Below are 25,558 nucleotides of genomic sequence, written 5' to 3'. Positions count from 1 at the left end.
GAAACCGATTTAGTGGCCTTCATCCTCGCTATGAAGCACCATTCTCTCTTTGGAAACCGGTCAAATGGCCTTCATCCTCGCTATGAAGCACCAATCTCTCTTTGGAAATCGGTCAAGTGGCCTTCATCCCCGCTATGAAGCACCATTCTCTCTTTGGAAACCGATTAAGCGGCCTTCATCCTCTCTATGAAGCACCATTCTCTCTTTGGAAACCCATTTAGTGGCCTTCATCCCCGCTATGAAGCACCATTCTCTCTTTGGAAACCGGTCAAGTGGCCTTCATCCTCGCTATGAAGGACCATTCTCTCTTTGGAAATCGGTCAAGTGGCCTTCATCCCCGCTATGAAGCACCATTCTCTCTTTGGAAACCGGTCAAGTGGCCTTCATCCCCGCTATGAAGCACCATTCTCTCTTTGGAAATCGGTCAAGTGGCCTTCATCCCCGCTATGAAGCACCATTCTCTCTTTGGAAACCGGTCAAGTGGCCTTCATCCCCGCTATGAAGCACCATTCTCTCTTTGGAAACCGGTCAAGTGTCTTTCATACTCGCTATGAAGCACCATTCTCTCTTTGGAAACCGGTCAAGTGGCCTTCATCCCCGCTATGAAGCACCATTCTCTCTTTGAAATCCAACAAAGTGTACCTCATCTAATATATGAAATACTAGAAGTGAGCTACTATATAAACAACCTCATTTACTATCCGAAATTATTATTGTGATCGTTCCAAACCATTAAACTTTTACACTTTTTTATAGCCATTACTTTGTACAAAATATCATATTTCGACCCTTTATATGCCATTTTCTTCTTTAACAAACGTTTGATTAAATATCCCGCCAGCCCTTTATTCTAAAGGGGTTTTAGCTTCTAAAAGCTAAAAAGAATGTCAATTAATGCTTCAACTTTAAAGGATCATTTCAAATCTTACCTATTATTTAAATAAAATGACATTTCTCAACCAATTTAGACCTATTTCCCTTTCAATCAAACGTTTGATTAGTTTTGCTTAAAGGCCCACTATAAAAGGAACCTTGCGGCTTAACCGATAAAAAATATGTCAAATCATTCTTCGACAAAAGCCGGGTGGTGACTTGCACTGTTATAATAATCATAAAGAGAAAGGAGAAGTCCTATGTCGTACATCATTAAGTTTATTTATGGTTTTGTACTCCCACCGGGTATTTTTGTAGTAATCCTTTTGTTCATCGGAACCATTCTCTATCGTCGGGAGAAATTACTAGCAAAATTATTGTTCATTACCGCGTTCCTTTTATATGGCTGCACCATTCCACTAACCGGTAGAATTTTAATTCAATCGTTAGAAAATCGTTATCAGCCACCCTCTCAAATTAAAGGGGATGTCATCCTGATGCTTGGTGGAGGGGCAACCCTTGACACACCGGACATCGATGGTAAGGGCCAGCTTTCAAGTAATGGAGCTAACCGTTTGCTTACTGTGCTAAGACTTTATAAACAAACAGGGCTTCCAATTTTATTATCGGGCGGACAGGTATTCAGCGATTACGGAAATGAATCTGATATTGCCAAACGTGAATTACGTAGTCTGGGTGTGCCGGAAAGTAAAATTTTCATAGAAAATAAGAGTAGAAATACAGAGGAAAATGCGCAGTTTTCAAAACAACTCTTAGATCAGAAAGGATGGCACAAACCTGTTTTGGTTACATCTGCCTTCCATATGGAACGTGCGGTATTAGATTTCAAGAAAAATAAGATTGAGGTAGAACCGTACCCAACTGATTACCAAGCAAGCCAAAAGCTAACTTTGTATGCTAATCAATTCACGCCATCAACAAACGGATTAACCTTTTTAGCAGCTAAAGAATATTTAGGTATATTTTCGCTTCGGTTTTAAAATGATGGGGATTGTTGCTTCCAAGGCAATAATCCCCAATTTACTTTGTCCTATGTCCACAAATTAATATTCCTATAGGAATCCAGCACAAATTCATAAAACCTCTGAAGGAAAAAGTAACTTTTGCTTTGATTAGCATGCTTAGATAATAAGTAGATTTAATCCGTTCTTTTGTCTATCTAGATTAGCACTTTTTAATATTCCTTTAAACCAACAAGCTCCTCTTCAGAATAGCATAAAAACTCATTTGCAATTAATTATTGCAAATGAGTATTCTATCACATGGGCAGCATCAGGAAAATGCGAATTTACAACATTAAGAGTTCCCCATCAGCGGCACCATCAGGAAAGCGCTTTATTCGCTTGGGGAATTTTAAACTAGAAAATAAAAATGGAGAAAACACTTGTAACTAACGTTACGTCAGGTTGTAAAGTAAAGTTGCCGGCAATTATTAATCGTACGAAATGAGGGGATGGATCATAAAAAGGAAATGGAAAATTGGAGAATTAGCAAAGCAAACCGGATTAACGATACGTACACTTCATCACTATGACCAGATTGGCCTGTTTTCCTCATCTGAGGTTACAGATTCTGGACATAGAATTTATACAGAAGAAGATATTGCTGAATTACAACAAATCCTATCGCTCAAGCAATTGGGATTTTCTTTGGAAAAGATTAAAGCTGCGATTGAAAATCCTAATTTTAATCCAATTGAAGTAATCAAGCTTCAGTTAGAAACTGTAAAGAAACAAATTGAAATACAAGAACAGTTGTACAGTCGGCTAGAAGGCGTGTATGAACTTCTTGCTACTCAACAAGTAGTTCAACCTGAACAATTTATTAAATTAATTGAGGTGATCAATATGAATGAAAAATACTTTACTCAAGAACAATTAGAAAAAATGAAAAATCAAACCGATCAATTTAGTTTAGAAGAAAAAAGGCAAGTGGAAAATGATTGGTCTGAATTAATTACTAATGTCAGATTAGAAATGGAAAAAGATACACCAACAGAAAGTCCTGCCGTTGTACAATTAGCTAAGCGTTGGCAAGAGTTAACTAATAAGTTTACTGGTGGTGACCCTGAGATTGTTAAAGCAGCTGAACGTTTCCATGCAGAAAATCCAAACAATCCACTGCAATATGGGGTAGACGGAGAGCTTTATAAGTATATTAAAAAAGCAATGTCACACATTTAAATTAATTTTTTTTAATTATGAAAAGGTCGTGAGCATTTCGTATAGCCTCGACTCTTTCATTTAAAGCACTCGGGCGCAATTGTTGAATAATTAAATCCCAATTACTCATTCATATCACTGAGAGATTGGGATTTTTTTAATACTCCATAAAAGCGCCCGATTGTTGAAGATTAATCTTTAATTCCAAGTCGAATATGAAGTTTGGTTTTAAAGTATATCATCCTAATCTCTATTAAAGCCACCTCCAGCGGAGAAGTGTCCGGCACCGTGCTTCTTCATCTGCCACTTAAAACTTTAACTGAGGAGTACAGATAAGACCTCAACTTTGGCAGAGAAATGATTATGGTTCCAAGGATAATCGTCAATGCACCTATACCAGACAACCATGAAAGAGTTTCATGATAAAAAACGACTCCCAACACCATAGCAAGAATTGGTGATACAAAAAGCCAGGTTGAAGGGAAAACAGGGTTTGTCTTGGAGACAAGCCAGTAATAGAGACTATGTCCGCCCATTGATCCAACTACTATCAAATAAAGGGACGATCCGATTGCTGCCGGACTCACTAAAGCAGCCACTTGGAAATCCTCCGTCACAAGAGACAAAATCATTAACAGGATCCCGCCATACATCATTTGAACGGCATTTAAAGCAATCGGGGAAGTTTTATCAAACTGATTGATTACCCTTTTCGAATAAATCGTTCCTGATGCATAAAACACCTCACCTACCATAATTAAGAGACAGCCACCCAGCACCAAGGAATTAACATGAAAAGTAAAGCTCGGTAAGATGAGGAGAAAGACCCCCGCTATTCCTACGAAACATCCAATAAAGGAACTCGAATTTGCTTTTGTTTTTAAAATAAAAGTTTGAATCAGCAGTATCATCATCGGCCCGGTAGCTGATAAGACGGCTGCCGTTCCTGACGGGACAAACTGCTCTGCCCAATATAATGTGGCAAAAGTACCAAAAGTCAGCCCAATCCCCGTCAAAAGCATCTCCATACGAAAAAACAACCTTAGTGTAGTCTTTCTTTTTAACATCATAATGGCAAATACAATCAAACCCGCTAAAAAAAAGCGAAGGCCTGCAGAGAAAAAAGGCGGTACGCCTGCATCAATCCCTATTTTTATCGCAAGAAAGGTCGTACTAAAAATCAGACACATAAACAAATAACCAAACAATACCATGTCAAATCCTCCTTTTTGCTCCATTATAGGTGAAGGATAATAGAACAGATGAAAATCATTAGACCAGATCAAGGGGAAAACATGCTAAAATCAAAGGGATTAGGAGGGAAAGAAATGAATGAAGATTACTTATTTAAACAAGTATACGATTATGCATTACACCGAATCGAACTCAATGAATGGAAAGAGAATGAAAAGCTCCCTTCAATTAGAAATTTAGCCGCTCAGATGAAGGTTCACCGCTTAACCGTATTAAAGGCCTACCAGCTTCTTAAACAGGAAAATCGAGTCTATGTCAAAGATAAATCCGGCTATTTTGTCCAATCCCGTGAAATTAATAAATTAGAAAGCCTGGAAAATCCAATCGTTTCTGCATATGTGCAAAAAAATCATTTATCGGAAATCCATCAGGTACCTGTTTCCTATCAATTTTCACAGGCATTAATCGATCCTAATCTTTTGCCAAATCGCTTCATATCGGACTATGTAAAAAAAGTTTTTGATCTCTACCCAAAGGTTCTCTCCACCTACTCCACCGTTCAAGGCGATCATGAACTACGTCAATCACTTTCTGACTATTTTAACCGGCAGTATAAAACGATTACACATCCAGATCAGCTATTAATCACGGCCGGTTCCCAGCAAGCCATTCATCTGATTGCCCAGGCATTTGTAAAATCAAGAGACACGATCCTTTTGGAGCGGCCGAGCTATAGTTCTGCCATTGATATTTTTCGAGCACAAGGAGCCAATATTATAACCGTCGATATCCATCCGTACGGATATGATTTAGAGCAGATTGAATTCATCATGAAAAATCACAAACCTCGGCTGTTTTATCTGAATCCAACCTTCCATAATCCAACCGGGTACACGGTCCCATTGGCTCAAAGAAAGCAATTAGTCCAGTTAGCCGAGCACTACCGCTGTCTGTTAATCGAAGACGATGCTTACTACGACATCTTTTTTGATCAGGAACCTCCGCCGCCCATGTATACCTATGATACTTCCGGCATGGTGATTTATATCAAAAGCTTTTGCAAATATGTATCACCAGGGTTGCGAATAGCCGTCATGATGAACGGTCAGTCTTCCGTGGTGAAATCACTGCTAGCAGTAAAATCATTGGCCGATAATGGATCACCGCTTTTAAATCAAAAGATTTTTCTGCATTACTTTTCATCTCCAAGGCTGCTGCAACATGTTGAGAAACTGCGAATTGCGCTGCAAATACGAAAGGAAATCATGGAGGAAGAACTCTCCGTAACAGATTGGCAATGGACCAGCCCAAATGGTGGCTTGAATTTATGGGTACAGATCCCAGGCCGTCTGTCAACAGAAGACTTATTAGTCAAGAGTCTGGAGCAATCAATATCCTTTGTTCCCGGCCAAATATGTGACCCCTTAAAGGAGCCATCCTCATGGCTCCGGTTAAGCTATTCCTATGCCAATGAAGAACAAATCTCGGAAGGGCTTAGAAAGTTTATTAATTTAGTACACTCTACTCAATAAAGGATAGCTTCAGATGTGAAAGAGTTTAACACCCGCACTAAGTCTTGATATAACAACAAAAAACACACTGCGATTTCATATGTGTAATCCAGTGTGTTTTACTTTGTTATTTGATTGTTTGCACCTCTAAAGTGAACCCGTTAATAAAATGTTCCTCCTGTCTAAAAGACTGTTTAAAATAAAAAGCCTATCATCTCATAAGAGACAACAGGCTTAGCCTACGTGGTACCACTCTTTTTGAATTGTTACTAAATACAAATGGCTAAAGTAAAGTTTTACATGAAAATTTCGGAAGAGCTTCAACAGCACCCGCCAAGTCACTATAGGAGCGTGTTTGATTGATGTCTCTCGTTTTGCCTGTTTATATTTTTCTTCATGGCCTTAACTAGGAAACCACCTTTAAATTTTCTTGGTTCATAGGAGATGATGAAAGCTTTAGGCTCATAATCTTCTATGATATTCATGGCTTCATTTTCCCGACTTCGTTTGGTTAAAATTTCCAATTGATACCGTTTACTATCACGGCCCATCCCTTCAAAGACCGTAACACCAAACCCTTTATTTCTTAATATAACAATAAGTTCTTCATTATTATCTAATAAATTAACAACTAACGTGGTGTATCCAATGGCTAACTTATTTTCGATTCGTGTGCCAATGTATAATCCTACTCCGAAACCAACAGCATAAACGACCATACCAGCGATGCTTTGATGGCCCGAAAAAACTAAGGAAAGACCAAAGACATAGATTAAAGCTTCTAATATACCAAACGATGAGGCTGCTACACTCATATTTTTAACTAAAAAGATCGTACGAAGCGTCATGATAGGGACATAGACTAATTGAAGGGCAAAAATCAAAACAATACTTGACATAGTTGACTCCTTTTAGTAAATGGATTTCTAATACTGTAAATTGGATTAATCTTACATCCAACCAACCTACTCATTTTATCATGTTAAGAAGTTTGATACATTACCAAAAAGCGATTAAGTTGAAAAAATTGCTATTTTTTCCGGCTGTTATATCATAAAATTAAGCTTTTTTACATTTGCTATTTCATATCTAATAAAAAAACGCCCTCTCGAATTATCATAATGCTTTGGCATGACTCCCCAATAATGAACTTGAAAAGAAGCTCCATTTTGTTTTACACGATGAACATATTCATTTAAAGAAATTTTTCCAGATACAAATTTATTTAAATCCAACATAAGCATTCCTCTTCTAAAAGATAAAATGATAATTTAATCCTTAATAAAAACTGGATAGCTTTAAACTATCCAGCTGATCTTACTTATAAGATTTTTATTGATCCACTTACGCCAAATAGGTGACGGCCACCCATGCCATCTAACTTAATATTTATTATATTAGAAAACGTTTACACACAACCGAAAATAAACATTATATGACGAGTATAACGTATGATTTTGATAGTTTAAATGAATATAATGAATATAATGCATATTATATGATTAGTTAATAATTTTAATTCACAAAACCTCTCATTAGATTAGGAACGCATATACTAATGTAATAATTTCCCATATCTGTGTTAGTCGCCAAAAAGAGTATATTCACTACACATTTGTTTTATCAAATATCTCAAAAAAACCTTGAAAGGCATTTTGCCAATCAAGGTTAAAATTCTGTCATTTTTAAAGAATTGATTTTCTCTCAATATCAAAAATATCTATTTGTTCCCGTTCAAATAATTCCTCTAATTTATCTGATCCATTTTCCTTAGCAAATAAAAATTCATTTTCGGAGATAGGAATAGCAAGTAACCAAGTAACTGTTTTACTTGGAAACTCCAACGAATTGAAAGAGTCCTCCCACAGAAATGGTGGAACAAAAAGTATATGTTCCATTTCACTATTTTTATAATACATTTTAATAACATCTCTAAAAATCACGCCTGGTGAACATGAATATTTTGAGTTAATAATGTTAAAAGCACATGTTGCTACCACATTAGAAAATAAATCGAAATCTGATTTACATGCTCCTAAAATTTCTAATCTTAAAGGGTTTCCCTGTACCATAAAGTCAATAGAGTAGTCGGATAAACCAATTGTCGAGAATGATGTTATTCCTTCATCGGGTCTATTTATTGTTGTTAGTATATCAATACTACTTACTTCTTTTTCATCCCAGTATTTGAATACATTAGGCTTTCCACCAAATGCCTGTAAAACGGTTCTTGCTATAATCTTGTTTTCATTAGAAATGCCCATTTTTCTCCACCTTTAATTTAGAAATAAAAATATTAGTATCCAAAATATTCATCAGTTAAATTTTCGCCTCTATGACTTCTATTTGATTTTGGAAGCTCAGGACGATAATGGTGAGGATTATTATATTCATTCAAAAATTGCTTCCGAGATATACCCCTTTTTATAGCACTTTTTTGATGCTTTTTAAATTCATAACCAGGTTTATGCCCCATATCCCACGCCTCATGTTTATTCATAACACGACCAGTTAAAGGGTCCCTAACTTTTCCATCAAGACCTTTTGCATTTTCCCATACTTTATCCCTTACCCCTTTTCTAAAGTAAGTTGGTCTTTTGAAATTTTTCGCTATTTTAGTAGCCTTTGCTGCCTCTTCAGCCAAGTGAGCACCTTTAGCTATATGAGCAGCTGTCGATGCAGCACCTGTAGGATCTGCAAATGATGCTACATCCAGTAATATCCATCCAGCTGCACTTGCTGTAGGATGTGCAAGAAATGAACCCGTATCAGCCGCAAAAAAGAATGCATCTACAACCCAATTTCCGTTTAAATCCACATGATTCACAGGATTATTACGGGCATAAGCAAACATATTGTGAGTAAGCAATTCTCCCGTTTTCCCTACAATATCATCTGCACTGATGAATCTTCCCCAGTCCGGGTTATAATAGCGACTTTGTAAATAATATAAGTTGGTTTCAGAATCATATCGGTACCCACGGTATCGGTATGGGTTTAGCTTCCCAACGGTATCCTTTAATGTCCCCGTTATGGATATACTGTTCCCCCATGAATCGTATTGATAGGTTACGACTTGGTTTCCGTTGCCATCTAATAACCCTATTACGTCACCTTGAGCATTAAAGATATAGTAATATTCAGTACCGTTAAGGTTGAGACTTAAAAGGTTATCCTCGCTGTCATACGTATAATGAAGGTTATTCGTTCCATCTGACTCGTAAACAACATTATCTCCGTCTAGGATATAATTAGTCGTAACCGTACTATTCGTTTGTTTATTCGTAACGATCTTTTTGGTACGAATCCCATCGTCATTGTATGAATAGGAAATACCATAGGTTGCGTTCGAGAAGCTCTTTAACTCCTTACCCCATGTCCATGTTAACGTATTGTTGTCATACGATGTTGGATTTCCTGTTACATTTGGGTCGTAAGCGATAGTCGTTGTGACGGTTGTTGGTGTTCCATTCGTATACGTTGTGATATTTATCGATGTCAACAAATCATGCCAATTCGTATCCCCGTAGTTATAGGTATACGTTTTTACCGAGTTGGCTGGCGTTTGGGATGGATCCGTATAAGCATAGATGTTTTTGGTTTTGATATTGCCACCCACATCATAAGTGAACACCAACGTTTGTCCATTTACGGCATTGTCTTCACGGAGCAATTCATTTAATTCGTTGTACGAGTAAGTGATCGTCTTTCCACTTTGCGTAATGGTCTTGATATTCCCCATTTTATCATACGTATAGGATAAAGGACTATTGGTACCATTGGTATACGTATCGACTAAATATGTTGTCTTTCCGGATGCTAACCCTTGTTTAAAGGTATATGCTGTTGCATAATTACCACTTGCCAGGTTAATTACTTTTTGCTGCAGGCGTCCTAACGTATCATACGTGAAATCGATTTTGCTTTGATTATATGATACCGATGTCTGATTCCCCACACTATCGTAAGAATACGATGTAGTATATGTGTTGCTTGGCGTGCTAAACTGATGGGACGTAATTTGACTATTTGGATTATAGGTAAATTGAAAACTATTACCCACTGAATCTTTTTCGTTTGTTACACGGTTTAATAAATCATAATCGTAACGATAAGAAACGTTATTATCATTATCAGTAAGCAGCCCAAGATTTCCGTTATTATCATACGTATAGCTGAAATTCGGAATCGACGATTGATTTAAGGTTTTGGATGTGATGCGGTCTGATGAATCATATCCAAAAGTAATCTTATCTCCTTGATTAAACTGGAAACCCCGTGCTAGTTTGGTATACAATCGGTTATAGGGACGTAAAGGACCTAAACCATTTTAAATATCTAAATAACCAAAAATACTGGTGGCCGCAACCCTTGCACTGCATTGTTGTAACCGGAGCGAGTACGAAGAATTTTTATATAAATGATCCTTTAAATGGAAATAAAAACTATGCAATAGATAAAACCCGTTTCAACAAAATTTATACAGATATGGGAAAACGTGCGTTAGTTGTCCGATAATTAATTCTAGAAGTATTAAAATATACGCCTTTTTTTACCATAGAAGTTGCTAGATTAGTAAGTTATAGTGTGAATCATTTAATCCCCATCTCGTTTATTTACTCCTAACAAATTAACGCAGTAAATTGTTAAAACGGCAGGACTTCCACAGTGAAGTAAAGTAATCCCAATTGACAAAAAGCCTTTGCTCTCATTGAGCAAAGGCTTTTTTAGGAGGCTCCTTTTCACTATTCTTTCGTACTCCCTACCCAGTTTTATAAAAGGTGTCGTTATATTCTTATTTCACCTTCTTTACTGTCATCTCCCTCGATTACCATTGATGATAAGCTTGTTTAAACTCTTCAGTAATGGTGGATTTCGGTCTGCCAAAAGCTATGTAGTTTTTTATGGCCATACCTTTACACATCCTTTTTCGAATTCAGTTGTGTTCATTTTCTGCCATCTAAGAAAGAATTTATATCCCAACTCTGTAATAAAGGTACCTAGACTGTCTTTAAATTGAGTAGTATCCAATAAAGGCATATCCAATACCACACCGTTCGTAAAAGTATAATAAAATCCGAGAACGTTCATAAATAATTTTATAAGTTTTACGAACGTAAAAAATGGTTGTTTTCGAACGGGTATACATTTGCTTTTTTGAATTGATTTCTGTGGTATAGTTTTACGATGCATCATAATGTGTAATTGGTAATAGAACTACCTATTTCAAGACGCATTGAATCAAACCAAGCCGCTCCAAATTGTTCATAGTGACGTTCCCTTAAAGAACTGTTTTTACATAGAAGAGTCAGAATTCCTTATTAAATCCTTAACCAATTCTCCAGTCTTTTTATCCGTGAAAATCTAGGATCATAACTTTGCCGTTCTAATAGATTATGATAAAGATTAATCGCTTTTGGTTTTTGATTCATATAACAATAAGTTTTTATTACATCAAGAAGTGTTTTATTATAAAAAAATTTTTCATTAAGTGTAATATGAATGGCATTATCAAGATAATTAGTTGCCTGCTCATAATCTTTTTCTTTAAAATAAAAAAGACCTATTGTTATTAATATAGATGCCTTCTCTATATTTGATAATGGGGTATCATAAAGAGCTTTCTTTAATATTCCAATTGCCTTTTTTCTATTTCGGAAAAAAAATGCATAGTTAGTAGCTCTATTTATTATGTCTTCGTATCTTTTAACGGGTATAAAAAACTTTTTATATATAAGCAAGATAAAAATGATAAATATCGTAATATCCCATAGTTTAGGGGCAAAATGAAAAAAGTCCATAAATTTTCCCTTCTATTTTATTTAGGAAAAATATCGTCACCATCGATTTATTAATCCAATTATATATGATTCTGACCGTGTAATAGCATTATCAATAGCTTTACCTGGCCTAGTCCTATCAAACCAATTTTCATAATTAAATAATTTACCCCCAACAGAAACAATATGGTCTATCATAGGGGTTGTCTCTCCAAGAAAACCAGCCATGGCGCCTTTAAAAAATCCTATCACTGATCTCCTAAATACATATCTTTCTGCAAATCTTAAACCTGTCATTGCAGCCTTATAAGCTGCTCTTGCTCCAATTCCTCCTCCAAGGAACATTAAACTCATGTCTGCTAATGTATTATTTCTAAGCTCGTTAGCCAACGTATGGATAGCCCATCGCATCGTTGATTTTATTGGATCCTTCCATGACCAATGTCCAGTTGGATCAATATACATTACAGGATTGTTTTTAGTATATGCATATTGATTAATACTTAAGGGGTCATCCTGAATACCCTGGAATGTATCTCTTGTAATAAATCGACCTACATTTGGGTCGTAATAACGAGCCATCAGATAGTATAATCCTGTACTTTCATCGTATTGATAACCTGCATATCGATAAGGGTTAGAGGAAGCCAACGTACCTGATTGAGAAATGATATTCCCCCAAGCATCATACTGATACTGTGCAACGGTATTTCCGCTCACATCCGTAAGGGCAGTTACATCCCCATGGCCATTCACATGATAATAGTACGTTGTTCCCCCCTTGGTCATCGTTACTGGATTTCCTAGATCGTCCCAAGTATAATCAGCGACAATATTATTATTGGCATCTGTTTCGTAAACAACTTTATCACCATTGTAATGGAAATAAGTCGTTCCAGTTGAAGTGGTCATACTAGTTCGCTTACCTTCTTGATCATACGTGAAGGTAGCTAAGCTCGTACCATCCGATTTTTTCACTTGAATTAAATGATTTTCAACATCGTAGATGAAGATATTCGTACCATTACTTGTCAAGTTTCCATTTGAATCGTACGTATACGCTTGTCCATTTACAGCTGTCAGCTGGTTGGCAGCGTCGTACGAATAATTTGTTATCGTTGTGGAGCCATGCGTTACTGTTTTCTTTGTACGATTTCCAACTGCATCATATTGATAGGCAATGGTCGTACCATCTAATAAGGTTTCTTGAGTTAACTGGTTTAATGCATCATATTGGTACGAAATTGTACCTGTACTTGTTACTACGCTGGTTCTGTTGCCGTTCGCATCATACGTATAGCTGTATGAATCTAACAGCGAACCTGCATAGTTATAGTTCTTTATAGATTTTAAGCGATTAGCATCGTCATATTCATATGACGTATAAGTGCCATTTGAACGATTAATGGATATAACATTTCCTTGCTCATCATAGACAAACTTCGCTTGATTTACACTATTCCGAGATAGAGCAGTTACTTGATTCTGTTGATCAAACGTATATCCAGTGGAAACTGTTGTAGCTCCTGTAGTTACCGTTAACGAAGTAGGATTCCCATTATTATCATTCACATAATCAATTTTGTTGGATGCTCCTTCAGATACTTGAGTTACACGATTATTTTTGTCATACGTGTAAGTCGTGGCCTTTCCAGCCGAATCGGTAGAGGAAGTAAGGTTCCCATTCGCGTCATACGCCAAATCCCACTGTTTCATTCCATTGTAGGAAATGCTGTCCATGCGATTCAAACCATTATAGGCATAAGATACTGAATCTCCATTTGGGAAGATTACCTTCGTCCTATTCCCATTCTTGTCATATCCATATTGAATGACTTGATTTAACGGGTTTGTCATACTAGAAATCAAATTCCACTCGTTATAACTGTAATTAGTTACATGATTGTTTGCATCCGTTACCGAAGTTTGATTTCCTACTCCGTCATACCCATAGGAAGTAATCCCTTGATTTGCATCCGTTACTTTCGTTAGTCTATTCAATACATCGTATGCAAAAGAGGTTTTCTGTCCTTTTCCGTCGGTCATGCTGGTTTGGTTACCTACACCATCATAGGTATTTGTAACGTTATTACCTACTGGATTATCGATTTCTGTGTTATAGTTTCCGGCTGCGTCATACGTGTAATTGGTTAAAGAATTACCTAATTCAAGACGCATCGAATCAAACCAAGCCGTTCCCAATTGATCATAGTAGTAATAGTACACATCAATGGAAGTAAAGGCTTTCGTTGGCTTTACTTGTGCAGCTACATGTTGCCATTCTGTGTTGGTTTTGCTGAAATCATTCGCATTCGTCCAATCGACGGTACCATCGGTGTTGTTAATGGCAACCTGAAGCGTATAATTACTTCCATTGACATCGGCACCTACTTGTTTTGACCATCCGGACAGGGTCAAAGGTGTACTCGAATCACCGGAAAAAATGATGTGTTGCTTAATATATTTGTTTTTACCCTTTTCACCTGTCATTTTAAACGCGTATGTTCCACTGTAAACCTTGTCATCACCCGTATTGACGTTTTTATCGATTCCATCATTGGTAGAAGACAGATTTCCACTTGTTGTCCAGTTATCCGGTATGCTATTTAAACCAGCGTTACGTTCAAAGCTGGAGTTGTCCACGAGGTTATAAGCACTTAAGACAGTCCCTTTTTCCAACTGAACCCCATCAAAATAAGCCGTTCCCGATCCAGCGTTAAGTCCCACAGACACTCGAATGGATACGGTATTCGCCGGTACGCTGTCAATCACCGCTTGAATACGAGTCCAGTCTTGAGTCCCTTTTAATTGATACGCTGGTTTTTCACTAATCCATGCCCCTGTTGAATCCAAGAATTCTACTTTGACAACAGACGTTCCTGTTGTTCCGGACGTTTTTACATACCCGCTAACAATATATTTATCGCCAGTTACATAAGGAGTTTTATCTGATTGAACGAGTGCCCACCCGGTTGGATTCGAAATACTAATACTTTTTGCTCCGAATTTGGATGTTGTTGACCAAGCAAATGTAGCAGATTTCCCTGTTTCAGTCGCTTGAGTCCAGTTATCCGGCCAGTTATCCGTATTGTTATCAAGTTCAAAACTAGAATTAGCCAATTTATTATCTGCAACAGACATTGGTTTCGTATCATATTCCATGTTCCCATTTGCATAGTATCGACGTGCAGACGTTTGAACATTTGCATCAGTCGATTCCGTTTGATTGTTTTTAGAATCATAATCGGATGAAGTGATATTGCTATTAAAATCTTGTTCTTTCGTTAGATTGTTTTGGCTATCAAACGTGTTATAGCTCGTTTGACCGCCTGGAAGCTGCACCGCTGTAATGTTTCCATTCCCATCGTACGTATAAACATACTTACTCGTGCCACCCGTTTTATTCGTGTTTGGATCTTGAACCTGAGTAAGGTTGTTATTATTGTCGTACATATACGTAGTGATGGCTTTGTTTGCAGAATCCAATGGATTTTCAGTTACCTGAACCACATTGCCATTTGCCGTATAGGTGTAGTCAATTCTCTTTCCTTCCCCATCCGTCACAGACGTCACTAGGTTCGTCGTGTCGTAGGAAAAGGTGGTGGTACTAGTTTGCAAGGTTCCATTGATGGTAATCGGTTTACTAATACTCTGAACCCTATTGGAAGTATCGTAACTAATGGTCGTTGTGATGTTACGAGCATCGGTAATTCCTGTCAGAGCATGGCTAGTACTATAAGACAATGTCGTAATTTTTCCAGCTGCGTCCGTAACAGTTGTTAAATTACCGGATCCATCATATCCATAATTAATCGTACGATTCGCTGGATCGGTCATGCTAGAAACATACCCATTAGTCCCATACGTCAAGGTGGTACTTCTTAATGATGCATCCTTTATGGTAGTTAATTTCCTGTTTCCATCATAAGTGAACGTTGTGGTATTTCCATTTGTATCAACAATGGAGGATACCCTTCCACTTGTATTATAGTTTTCTTTTGTTCCGTCCGTCTGCGTGATGGTATAGGTTCCATCTCCGTTTTTCACGAGTGTTAAATAATCACCGCCAGCAGCTACATACCCACCACCGATCTTCTGTCCAAAGATATGACGAGTATTGTCTTCATCGATGAGCGTGATGGGGCCAGTTCCAGAATCCACAAGTTTCTTTTCAACATTACTGGTCCATCCATATCCAAACATTCCGGCAACATCAGATTTGCGGTTGTTATACGTACGAGTCATACTTACCGGTACGCCACGTCCCGGAATGGATAAATCATTTTTCTGATAAACCAAATTTCCGTTGGCAGGATTTACGCCATCCTTCGTAAGACCCCAATAATTTTCCACACCAATTGGATCAACCGTGTAGTTAATGGTCAATTGCGGAGTATTATTTCCATTATTTACTGCAGTAAAGGTACGGTATGGTGAAGTCGTTTCGTTTTGTTGTTTTAACATGAATCCATAGTTTGGAGTAACCCCGTTATACCAATCTTTAACCAATTGAGTAATGGTCCATTGCCAGTAAGCATTCGATGTATTACTCGTTACCGTTGATTCCGGTGTGGTCTGATTAGTAGGTTGGGTATTCCATGTTACAGAACTAGTCCAACTGCTGGTAATTCGATTTAAATCGACTGACACATTGGTAGCATCTACTTGAGTCTGATAGGCTTTAAACGTAGCACTTGAAATTTTGCTATCACTTGGCAGACTAGGCAGATAAAATTGAACCAGACCACGGGTAGAGCCAAAATAACTGTTATAGCCCGTATCCATGTACGTATTACTGGAATAGATGGAGGTTGGGAACGAGCTAGCGACGAAGTTATCTCTTTGAACATCCCAGGTGTCTATCGACGGATCAATTGTAACAGGATATTTCGTATCCTTATCTTGAAGGAAAGCTTGATCAGCTACAACATCTACATAGGTTTTTCCATTCTCATCACGAAGTTTGAGACTAACCTTGTCTGAATACTTGCCATTAGCATCTGTCATAAATAAATGTTTAAAGTACCAAACTTTATTACTTTTCGAATCTGTAAAGCTAATAGACCCATCTTTCCCTACAACGGGCTTAACCCCATTGAGTTTAAGTTCAAAAGTAAAAGTGTTTTGGCTATATTGCTGAAGGATAAGATCTTCCTTTAACGTATCGCCTTGTATTCGATAACGTGCATCAGTATCTGGGAATATTCCCGGATAGGTAATTTCATTCCCTTTAACAATACCTTTTACGCTTTTAGCTTGAACAGGAATAAGGGAAACACTTTTCCCGTCTTTTTCAACGGACGCTAAATCACTTGTACCGGCTTGATCGGCTAACCAAGTCTTTACGTCATTGGCGGTGTTTTCTAGTTTCCCAGCTTTATATGTACTTGTTTTGAGAGTATTATCAATCTTTTTCCATTTTTTGTCTGTAGGATCTTGATAAAACTGAGGATTTAAAAAGATTTCTTCTGTAAAGCTCCCATCTGGATTGAGATAGCGAGTGGAATATTTTGTTCGCTTACTCGTCAATTCGAGTTTCGTTTTTGGAAGTTTATTTGGAATTTCTCCCACATCTGAAGTTATAGTTTGTTTTTTAGGAGTCCTTTGGTTTACGCCTGGAGCTGCTTCCGTAAAATTGGGCCCTATTAAACTGAAAATCAGGCAAAATGCGATGATAATCGCAAAGTAACGATAGAATGATCGAAACGGTAAAGACATATACTATTTTTCTTCCCCTCATAAATTATGTACTACCCGGATAGCCTTGATAATTATACCTATATTATTAAATATTGGATATCGTGTAAATTATGGAAGGATTTCTATTATTTTGTATTTGCATTACTTATTAACAGTTAAACTACTATCTATGAAATATCCTCTATTGTCTATAAAAAAGGGTATGTCGATGCCTGTTTTCAACAGCATATACGTATCAAATTTAACAATGTTCTATAGGTTTCCGGATGTTCCCGGAAAATGAAAAAGCCATCCATATAGATTTTGTATGGATGGCTTTTTTACTATAAAGTGTGCTCTTTATATATGTATTATTATTTTATTTAAAAAGTTTAGCGTTCTTTAGTTCCCTTAACCTATCTTGGATTAACTCTCTTTGTTCCTCGGTAATAATAAAATCCGTAAGACGATCCTCAAAATGAGCAATCCGTCTTTCCAATTCCTCTATAGTAAGGTTATCAGCATTCTTCATAAACCCACCAACTCCTCTTATTATAATTTATATATAATTAATATTCTTGATAAAATTCTCCAAAGCCGTCATTGGCAGCTGGATATTCAAGTAAAGGAAGCTATCCAAAATCTATTCTTCAAGTAGAAGTTCCATTTGAGATCCTTTTAATCCCAGGATCCCGTATTTAATTTGCCCATTGTTTCAGAACTTGTTCTTTTGCTATACGATAAACTTCTTCTTCTGTTTGGTTTTTGGTAGCTATTACATTAGTTTGATAAACTTTACCTTTATGTGATACATAGATTGTATACTTGTACATTTTGCTCTATCTCCTTTATATAAATCTAATAATTCTCACTTTTTGTTCATTCCACTTCTCTAATAAATCCAATTTCATTTAGTTATCTCTATAATGTTTTTTAACTTTTTTTTATTTTACAAATAAAATGAAAGTGATTAAAGCTAAAAAAAAGGTCAAGATTTGACAAATTCTCAACTTAACCAAAATTAATATACTAACTAGCACTGGTAATAACTGACAAAGTCAATAAAATCAACAAACTTTTTATGATTCTAATCTCTTATGAATTTTTTTACACTTCTGAGAATGCAGAAAAATGTCGAAATAAAAAACTAAAAAGGCCCGCTCCTTATACCGACCTTTAATTACCTTTTTGTTTTAATCCTTCAAACTAAATTTCCCCAAAATAAAAAAGCCACCTTTGATAAGATGGATTTCTTACTTATTTATTAATCTAACGCACCCGTTGAACAAGGAACATTTTACGGTGTAATCGGTAAATCCTCATCAAATTCAATCCCGTTTTCATCAGACAATTGCGTTAACCTTTTTTTTCGTCGCTTAGAAATGTTTTGAGATTAGCCCAACTATTTAATTGATTACTAGTATATCTCTTACAGCGATGAATTTGGTTGGTCTCTAAATCATAAACGATATGTGAACAGTCCCAATTATAACTGCCTATTAATAAGTATTTGGCGGGAAAATTCAAAATTTCAGGTATTAGTATTTCCTACCATTGACTTCTTATTAAACTATCAGTAACTTCAATAAGAAAAGGCGATTATCTTTGTAAAGCAATCGCACCCGTTACTTTAAGTGTATCTCTTCACATATTAAATTAATATTTTCTTTTATTTTTTTCCTCACAATCCCTATATAAATAATTGTGATTACTATCATTAGACAATACGTAACGTTTTGCGCAATTCCAACAATATCACTCCAACTGCTTGTACCATTTACAATCAACTGTATAATCAACCCTACAATTAAAACCAGTAGTACAAATGGTGTTTTTTTTATTAAATATCCTAAAGTGCCGCCAAAGATACCACCTATAGCTGACGCCCCATACCAGGTCGCATATGCCATTGCCTGTTCTTTGAATGATACCGATATTGTTAAATCCGTATAAAAATAACCAATTACGAAGTAAAAAGTAATTGCAAAAATTGTATAAATAGCACCAAATAATGGTGCCTCCTTAATATTCCTCGCAAATATAAAGCCAACAAGCATTGCAATAATTAACCACATTGGTAAGGAATTTATCATTACCGCTAAATAAGAAACGATAAATTGGGTAATTGTTACACCGTCTTTTAAATATGGTAAATGGTCAGAAACAACTGAAAAAAGAGCCACAATTAAACCAACGATAAATGTAAAAGCTATAAATCGACTCCAATGCCGTTTATATTCTTTATTATCATTATTCATCAAAAAACTACCCTCCTTATTAACATAAGAACATTTTTTAATTTCTAGTAATATTTTTTTAACACTTAAACTCTAACATAAAATAAAACATATTTGCACTATTTTTCCATATTTTTTATGTGACTAACCGTTTGTTTAAGTGCAAATTTTTTACAAAACTATATTCAATTTAAATCAACAATTATGTAGAATGTGTGACAATTCACAACAATATCCAAACAAAAAAAATACCTTTGATCTATAAAATCAAAGGTCAAAGTTGAACTTAGTGGTCTAGGCTAAGTCCATTTTAGGAGGTCTAAACTCAGAAGAATTTAAACTATTATTATATTAACATAATATGAATGTTTATTCAACCGAATAAATAATTATACATCCGCTATCTTTGGTTGCTTTTCCATTAACTTAATTCAACCCTTTTGAATTCAAGCACCCGTTAGCTTAATGAGGAAGTCTATTCTTAATTAGTATTTACAGGCAGATTTTTATTCTGACTTCGAATTCTAACCCCTAAAGCAATTGCAGCTCCAATACAGCTAGAAAGGCACCCTACTACCAAATAAATTGATGGAGTTGATTCACCAATTAAGACAGAAGCAACCCCTCCAATTACTGGGAATAGAGCTACCATATACCCGCTTTTTGCCCCTCCAATTTTTTCTACAAGTTTTAAATAAAATAGCCAAGCCATAAAAGAAGCAATCAAAGTTAAATATAGCAAAGCAGATAAATATGTAACTGTTGTTGGAAGTATAATTTTATTTCCTTGGAGCAATACAATTACCCCCATTAAAACACCAGCAATTGTAAAACCAATAGCATTTGCATAGATAGGGTTAATCTTTCTATTAGCATTTCTTGCAGAACTTACATCACCAACAGCTGTTAGAATCGTACCTAACAAAGCAATCATGATTCCTTTTAAATCAGTAAGTCCTTGAAAATCATTTAAGTTCGGATAGATTAGGACACATACTCCAAATACCCCTAGAATTCCCCCAATTAACACGCGAGAATGTAATTTCTCTTTTAAAAAAACACGGAGAGCAATCGGAGTCAATATCACTTTTAACGAAAAGATTAAAGTTACAATGGCAGCAGAGCTCAAAATTGTGGCGTAATAAAGGCACAGATAACTTAATGCAAAGTTACATACACCAAAAACTATAATAAACGGGAAATCTTTTGTACGTGGTCTCCCCTTTGGTTTAAGGAACCACACAAGAACTAAAAATAAAAAAGCTGTCATAACTAAACGATATGATAATGATAATTCCAAACTGACGGGTGTTCCTTGAATTTTCACCGCAATAAAATTTAGCCCCCATACCATTAAGCAAAATATGTACATAAAATTTGTCATTGCATTACCCCATTCTACTGTTTACCTTAATATGTTAATAACTTTTCAAAAAGTAATTGTAACAAATTTGAAGGAGTCAATAAACCAGATTTGAACATTTTTCTTCTTCCACTAAACTCCACTTTAGTTCAATAAAAAAAGGCTGCCGTTTGTGGGCAGCCAACTATTTAAGGTACTCTGGTATCAGAAGCACTGTATCGTTTTTTTAATGCTAATAAATGTATCGTTTAGAGATGCTGAAGTTAAAGTGGCAAATGAAGAGAGACAATCCCTACTTTACGTTTTTACCTTTACTAATAAATAAGTAAAAAACAAAGGGGGGCTTACATTTGTTATTGTTTTTTCAATTCATTAACAATTTCATTAATGCGTTTTTCCACTTCATAAAGATTCTTCTGCATCCGATCACGCCGACTGGTCAAGACCTGCAATTCCTGTTTCAATTTCTCTGTTTTATTCATGATTTCCCCTCCGGATTATGATATATCATTAATATGCAAGCAGAAAAACCATTTTAATATAATTCGTTAATATCTTCAATTGCTTTTTCGATTGGTTCATTATGTATTCATTTTATTTTTAAATTATACTGCCAGTTAGTTCAACAAAAAAAGCTGCCCCGATGACAGCTCTGATCTAAAACTCAAGCCCCCTGTTACTTGTAGTACAATTCTTCACAAATAACCAAAAACTCCTGAGATATAACACCCCCAAAGCATTGAAAATTCCATTTAGATTGGGGATTTTCCCCATTTTAAAACAAGGCTTTTCCAATTGGAACAAGCAACCAAGTTATCCAATAATATGATACTAGCTCAAGCCAGTACTAATTTTTTGATGTTTTCAACAAAAGGAGTAGTAAGAAAATGGGGATCATAAACGGAAATGATTTTATTAAACGTCTAGATAGATTGGAGAATGAAATTTGGTATGATGGAGATAAAATTAAAGGCAAAATTTCTGAGCATCCTTCCTTTAAAGGAATTGTTATGACAAAGGCTTCCCTTTATGATTTACAGAATACTCAGGGAATAAAAGATGAGATGACTTTCTTTTTACCCGAAAAAGAAGATCCTATTGGACTTTCCTACTTACAGCCCAAAACGAAAGAGGATTTAAAAAGAAGAAGAAAAATGATTGAACATTGGGCAAGACACACGCATGGAATGATGGGAAGAAGTCCTGACTATATGAATACGGTAGTGATGGGATTTGCTTCTTCCGCCGCCATTTTAGGCGGCAGAGAAAATTGTTTTCCTGAAAACATTCAATCCCTTTATGAAAGGGCTATGGAACACGACTTATCATTTACACATACATTTATTACGCCACAGGTAAATCGTTCCCAAGTCAATTTGGGATTTTCGCAGGAGCCAATCTCGGCTAAGGTAATCGATAAAAATGAAAAAGGATTGGTCATAAAAGGCGCTCGCTTGCTTGCCACTCAAGGTGGTTTAACGGATGAAGTTTTAGTTTTTTCTGCTCCGAGAGTGTTTTTTGATACGAGTGAGGCGTTTTCCTTTTCCATCCCATCTAATACAAAAGGATTAAAATTTATTTGCAGGGAATCTTTTGTGGGGGGAAAATCTTCTTTTAATCATCCATTAAGTTCAAGATATGAAGAAATGGATTCAATTGTTGTTTTTGACAATGTTTTGGTTCCATGGGATCGGGTATTTTATTACAATAATGTAGAAGCAGCTACTGAATTCCTGCTTCAAAGCTCTTTTTACCAATTCGCCTATCATCAAGTTATAACCAGACAAATTTTAAAAACAGAATTTATTCTTGGAGTTGCTCAACTTCTTGTCGAGACGATTAACGTTGGCGAGTATCAACATATACAAGAAAAACTTTCCGAAATGATCATTGGTCTTGAAACCATGAAAGCACTCCTAGAGAAGTCAGAAAATGATGCAGAATTAGATGAATGGGGATATATGCGTCCCAGTATGATACCATTACAAGTTGCCAGTAACATTTTTCCGAGAATTTATCCCCGTTTCAGCGAAATTATACAATTAATTGGAGCTAGCGGAATGGTTTCATTACCAACCGAAAAAGCCTTTGATTCTGAAATTAGGGCAGAACTGGACCAATATCTTCAAGCGGATAGTCTGAATGCCGTGGACCGAGTTAAACTATTCCGCTTGGCCTGGGATCTTACGATGAGTTCATTTGGTACAAGACAAACCCACTATGAAAGATACTTTTTTGGTGATCCCATTCGATTATCCAGTAATTTATACAGAAATTATCTAAAAGATCAATATGTTGGAGAAATAAGCAAATTCTTAGATCTAAATTGAAGAAGGAATAACTGATTAAAACGAAAACCAAGTAAGAGTATTAAGCTGCAAGTTCTTCCTCTTACCTTTTAACTCCCTAGCATCGGCATTTGGTTTCCTTGCTTTTTATCGCTTGTAGACCATACACTTCTAAAAAAAATGAATAATCCTTAATTTATTATTTAATAATAATCCCTGTGTTCTATTTCCTTTAAAGGAGTATTTCATGAATGTACAAAAGGTGATAAGGAGTGTAGTCATGGGAATTTTAAGTGGTAATCCTCAGGATGAACCAATGCATTATGGGGAGGTTTTCGGAACTTGGTCTCACCTATTGGCAAACAATGGCTTAATTGCCGGTTATCAGTCTTATATAAATCATACTGGTGATCAGGACTTGAAAAAACTTATTGAAGAAGCAATTGAAGGTATGAAAAACGAAAACCATCAATTACAAGAACTTCTTAAAACAAATGGTATCGGCTTGCCTCCAGCCCCACCAGATCGTCCAAATGCAAATTTAGAGGACATCCCTGTTGGAGCAAGATTTACTGATCCAGAGATTAGTGCATCTATTTCCAAGGACGTCGCTGCTGCATTAGTAGCTTGTAGCCAAATAATGGGCCAAAGTATCAGAGAAGATATTGCTATGATGTATGGACAGTTTCATTTAGCAAAGGCACAATTTGGTTTAAAAATGTTAAAGTTAAATAAGGAAAAAGGATGGTTAGTCCCTCCTCCTCTTCATTTAAAGAAATCTGAATAATGTATAATATTCTAGGGCGATACTTTGTGTCGCCCATTTCTTATTTGAATAAAAAGAGAATAAGCTACCATTAGTAATCCAATCATTATAGCTGGAGTTGCATTCAAGATAATCACATAATTTCAAATGATTTTTGAGTAAAGCACTCCTTTAGTGTAAGTACATTATTTTACATGCTCATGTGTTTTTTTCCAATTTTGCTCAAGGATCGATCTAATAGGGTAATAATTAGAATAAAACAAATGACTAAACTGAATATTGCTAGATAGTGGAGCCCATTTGTAATAGCTTCGGATTTTAAAAACAATCCGTTGGCAGCGGAAGCAAGCATAGCTCCCATGTACATAAAGGTTCTTAACAAACCGGCTGAAGCACCCATTTGTTTGGAAGAAGCCTGAAAATAAACAGCATTTTGGTTAGCCAAATTTAATATACCTTGAGGTATTCCGAATAGTATAGCAATGACAACAAGATAAACAAGACTGCTTGAATGATTTGTAAATAGCAGCAGTGACATAGCAATAAACTGAACGATACTCCCTACCATCAATTTCATATGGATTGCCGGATTTTTTCCGGTTGTTTTAGAAATGATGATCGACGTTAAAAACATCGGCAATAGCAACAGACCAGAATAGGTAGGTGACAGCCCCCTACCTGCTTCTAACCATTGAATATATCCATAAAGAAAACAGTATGATACGGTAGCTGAAAGTAAACCTCTGGCATAGGTTAATAACAAGGGGGTATTCCCACCTAATAATCGTAAATCAATAAAAGGATTTTTTATTTTCAACTCAAAGCCGGTAAAAATGACACCGGAGATGATTGCAATCATTAATAAATATTCATTATGCCAACTCGGACTCATTAAGAAAAGGAGAGCGGAAATTAAAGTGATTCCAAAGAAAAGGATACCTATAAAATCAATGGAAATAATTTTTTCCTCTTTTCTTAGTGAATCTCCTAAAACCCTTGGAAAACGAAAGTAGCCCAAGAACACACAAGCTAATGACAAAGGAATATTTACGATAAATGTACTTTGCCAACCACCAACTTCAATGAGTAGTCCCCCTAAGGTAGGTCCAACAACGGCAATGGTTTGGCTAGCAATTGCTAATAATGTAAGAATACTCGTTGGACGATCCTCACCTGTTCGCTCTGCTTCACTACGGATAAGATACATAGAGGCGGGATAACCAGCGCAGGTTCCAAAACCAAGTAAAACTCTGGCAACCACTAACCACCAAATAGTAGGGGCAAAGATCGCGATTAAACTAGAGATACCTACTAGTGATGTTGCGATTAAAAAAAGGAGTCTTGGACCGAAAATATCAATTAGTTTTCCTACGACCGGCTGTCCAATTGCCGTAGCAAGATATAAAGCAGAAACAAGCCATGCTGTTTGGGTAGATGATACACCAAACGCCTGCCCAATTGGAATTAAAGCAACTGAAATGATCGAGGAGTTAATAGGATTTAGAATGGAACCTAAAACCATTGGAGCAATCAATTTTTGATTAAAATACTTTTTATTTGTAGCCTTCTTGTTGTTACTAAATATCGACAATTTTCTTCCTTCCTTCATTTAATCTTGAAAGGTTTCAGGAACTGTAAAAAACGGCTGTGTAAATCATAAAAAAACGGAAGGGCATACTCGTTC

The 25,558-nt window shown here is 36.2% G+C and carries 19 protein-coding genes; 6 read left to right on the top strand and 13 right to left on the bottom strand.

Annotated elements, in window-relative coordinates; genetic code table 11:
- Window positions 1-1,133 precede the first annotated feature (1,133 nt).
- A complete protein-coding gene (locus AC3ANV_RS01845; RefSeq protein ID WP_488311990.1) occupies window positions 1,134-1,874 on the top strand; it encodes a YdcF family protein in 741 nt (246 codons plus the stop codon).
- Between the two features lie 465 nt (window positions 1,875-2,339).
- The gene (locus tag AC3ANV_RS01840) at window positions 2,340-3,077 is read left to right on the top strand and encodes a MerR family transcriptional regulator (protein WP_488311989.1); all 738 of its coding nucleotides are present in this window, start codon (window positions 2,340-2,342) and stop codon (window positions 3,075-3,077) included.
- Between the two features lie 275 nt (window positions 3,078-3,352).
- Here the strand turns inward: AC3ANV_RS01840 and AC3ANV_RS01835 are convergent, their stop codons facing one another.
- Window positions 3,353-4,270, bottom strand: coding sequence for a DMT family transporter (locus tag AC3ANV_RS01835; RefSeq protein ID WP_488311988.1), 918 nt, complete (start codon window positions 4,268-4,270; stop codon window positions 3,353-3,355).
- A gap of 114 nt (window positions 4,271-4,384) precedes the next feature.
- Here AC3ANV_RS01835 and AC3ANV_RS01830 point away from each other — a divergent pair, with 114 nt between their 5' ends.
- Window positions 4,385-5,782 (top strand): aminotransferase-like domain-containing protein, encoded by a 1,398-nt coding sequence (locus tag AC3ANV_RS01830; protein ID WP_488311987.1) that lies wholly within the window; start codon window positions 4,385-4,387, stop codon window positions 5,780-5,782.
- A gap of 320 nt (window positions 5,783-6,102) precedes the next feature.
- Here AC3ANV_RS01830 and AC3ANV_RS01825 read toward each other — a convergent pair whose 3' ends face one another.
- The 4 genes from AC3ANV_RS01825 to AC3ANV_RS01810 form a co-directional block, all read right to left on the bottom strand.
- Window positions 6,103-6,660, bottom strand: a complete 558-nt coding sequence (locus AC3ANV_RS01825; protein WP_488311986.1) for a DUF2179 domain-containing protein — start codon at window positions 6,658-6,660, stop codon at window positions 6,103-6,105.
- A gap of 147 nt (window positions 6,661-6,807) precedes the next feature.
- Window positions 6,808-6,999, bottom strand: a complete 192-nt coding sequence (locus AC3ANV_RS01820; protein ID WP_488311985.1) for a hypothetical protein — start codon at window positions 6,997-6,999, stop codon at window positions 6,808-6,810.
- Window positions 7,000-7,446: 447 nt separating this feature from the next.
- Window positions 7,447-8,025 (bottom strand): suppressor of fused domain protein, encoded by a 579-nt coding sequence (locus AC3ANV_RS01815; RefSeq protein ID WP_488311984.1) that lies wholly within the window; start codon window positions 8,023-8,025, stop codon window positions 7,447-7,449.
- A 32-nt stretch (window positions 8,026-8,057) separates the two neighbouring features.
- A complete protein-coding gene (locus tag AC3ANV_RS01810) occupies window positions 8,058-10,058 on the bottom strand; it encodes a GH-E family nuclease (RefSeq protein ID WP_488311983.1) in 2,001 nt (666 codons plus the stop codon).
- Here AC3ANV_RS01810 and AC3ANV_RS01805 point away from each other — a divergent pair.
- Complete coding sequence (locus AC3ANV_RS01805) at window positions 10,040-10,279, top strand: C39 family peptidase (protein ID WP_488311982.1); 240 nt, start codon at window positions 10,040-10,042, stop codon at window positions 10,277-10,279. The two genes, AC3ANV_RS01810 and AC3ANV_RS01805, sit on opposite strands and share 19 nt — an antisense overlap.
- Before the next feature lie 803 nt (window positions 10,280-11,082).
- Here the strand turns inward: AC3ANV_RS01805 and AC3ANV_RS01800 are convergent.
- The 7 genes from AC3ANV_RS01800 to AC3ANV_RS01770 form a co-directional block, all read right to left on the bottom strand.
- The gene (locus AC3ANV_RS01800) at window positions 11,083-11,562 is read right to left on the bottom strand and encodes a hypothetical protein (RefSeq protein ID WP_488311981.1); all 480 of its coding nucleotides are present in this window, start codon (window positions 11,560-11,562) and stop codon (window positions 11,083-11,085) included.
- Between the two features lie 36 nt (window positions 11,563-11,598).
- Window positions 11,599-17,259 carry a DNRLRE domain-containing protein gene (locus AC3ANV_RS01795; protein WP_488311980.1) on the bottom strand — a complete coding sequence of 1,887 codons (5,661 nt, stop codon included), beginning with the start codon at window positions 17,257-17,259 and terminating at the stop codon, window positions 11,599-11,601.
- A gap of 340 nt (window positions 17,260-17,599) precedes the next feature.
- Window positions 17,600-17,752, bottom strand: a complete 153-nt coding sequence (locus tag AC3ANV_RS01790; RefSeq protein WP_488311979.1) for a hypothetical protein — start codon at window positions 17,750-17,752, stop codon at window positions 17,600-17,602.
- A gap of 166 nt (window positions 17,753-17,918) precedes the next feature.
- Window positions 17,919-18,053 carry a BA3454 family stress response protein gene (locus AC3ANV_RS01785; RefSeq protein WP_488311978.1) on the bottom strand — a complete coding sequence of 45 codons (135 nt, stop codon included), beginning with the start codon at window positions 18,051-18,053 and terminating at the stop codon, window positions 17,919-17,921.
- Window positions 18,054-18,845: 792 nt separating this feature from the next.
- Window positions 18,846-19,478 (bottom strand): hypothetical protein, encoded by a 633-nt coding sequence (locus AC3ANV_RS01780; RefSeq protein WP_488314108.1) that lies wholly within the window; start codon window positions 19,476-19,478, stop codon window positions 18,846-18,848.
- A 460-nt stretch (window positions 19,479-19,938) separates the two neighbouring features.
- A complete protein-coding gene (locus AC3ANV_RS01775; protein WP_488311977.1) occupies window positions 19,939-20,841 on the bottom strand; it encodes a DMT family transporter in 903 nt (300 codons plus the stop codon).
- Between the two features lie 332 nt (window positions 20,842-21,173).
- Window positions 21,174-21,302: a hypothetical protein gene (locus AC3ANV_RS01770; protein WP_488311976.1), complete on the bottom strand. Its 129-nt coding sequence runs from the start codon at window positions 21,300-21,302 to the stop codon at window positions 21,174-21,176.
- A gap of 405 nt (window positions 21,303-21,707) precedes the next feature.
- Here AC3ANV_RS01770 and hpaB point away from each other — a divergent pair, with 405 nt between their 5' ends.
- Together hpaB and AC3ANV_RS01760 are read left to right on the top strand one after the other, a co-directional pair.
- Window positions 21,708-23,150 (top strand): 4-hydroxyphenylacetate 3-monooxygenase, oxygenase component, encoded by a 1,443-nt coding sequence (hpaB, locus tag AC3ANV_RS01765; protein WP_488311975.1) that lies wholly within the window; start codon window positions 21,708-21,710, stop codon window positions 23,148-23,150.
- A 238-nt stretch (window positions 23,151-23,388) separates the two neighbouring features.
- Window positions 23,389-23,895, top strand: coding sequence for a DUF3231 family protein (locus AC3ANV_RS01760; RefSeq protein WP_488314107.1), 507 nt, complete (start codon window positions 23,389-23,391; stop codon window positions 23,893-23,895).
- A 169-nt stretch (window positions 23,896-24,064) separates the two neighbouring features.
- Here the strand turns inward: AC3ANV_RS01760 and AC3ANV_RS01755 are convergent, their stop codons facing one another.
- A complete protein-coding gene (locus AC3ANV_RS01755; RefSeq protein ID WP_488311974.1) occupies window positions 24,065-25,465 on the bottom strand; it encodes an MFS transporter in 1,401 nt (466 codons plus the stop codon).
- Between the last annotated feature and the right edge of the window lie 93 nt (window positions 25,466-25,558).

The organism is Neobacillus sp. DFD-2R, from assembly GCF_057747865.1.
This window is presented reverse-complemented; position numbering and strand designations above follow the sequence as displayed.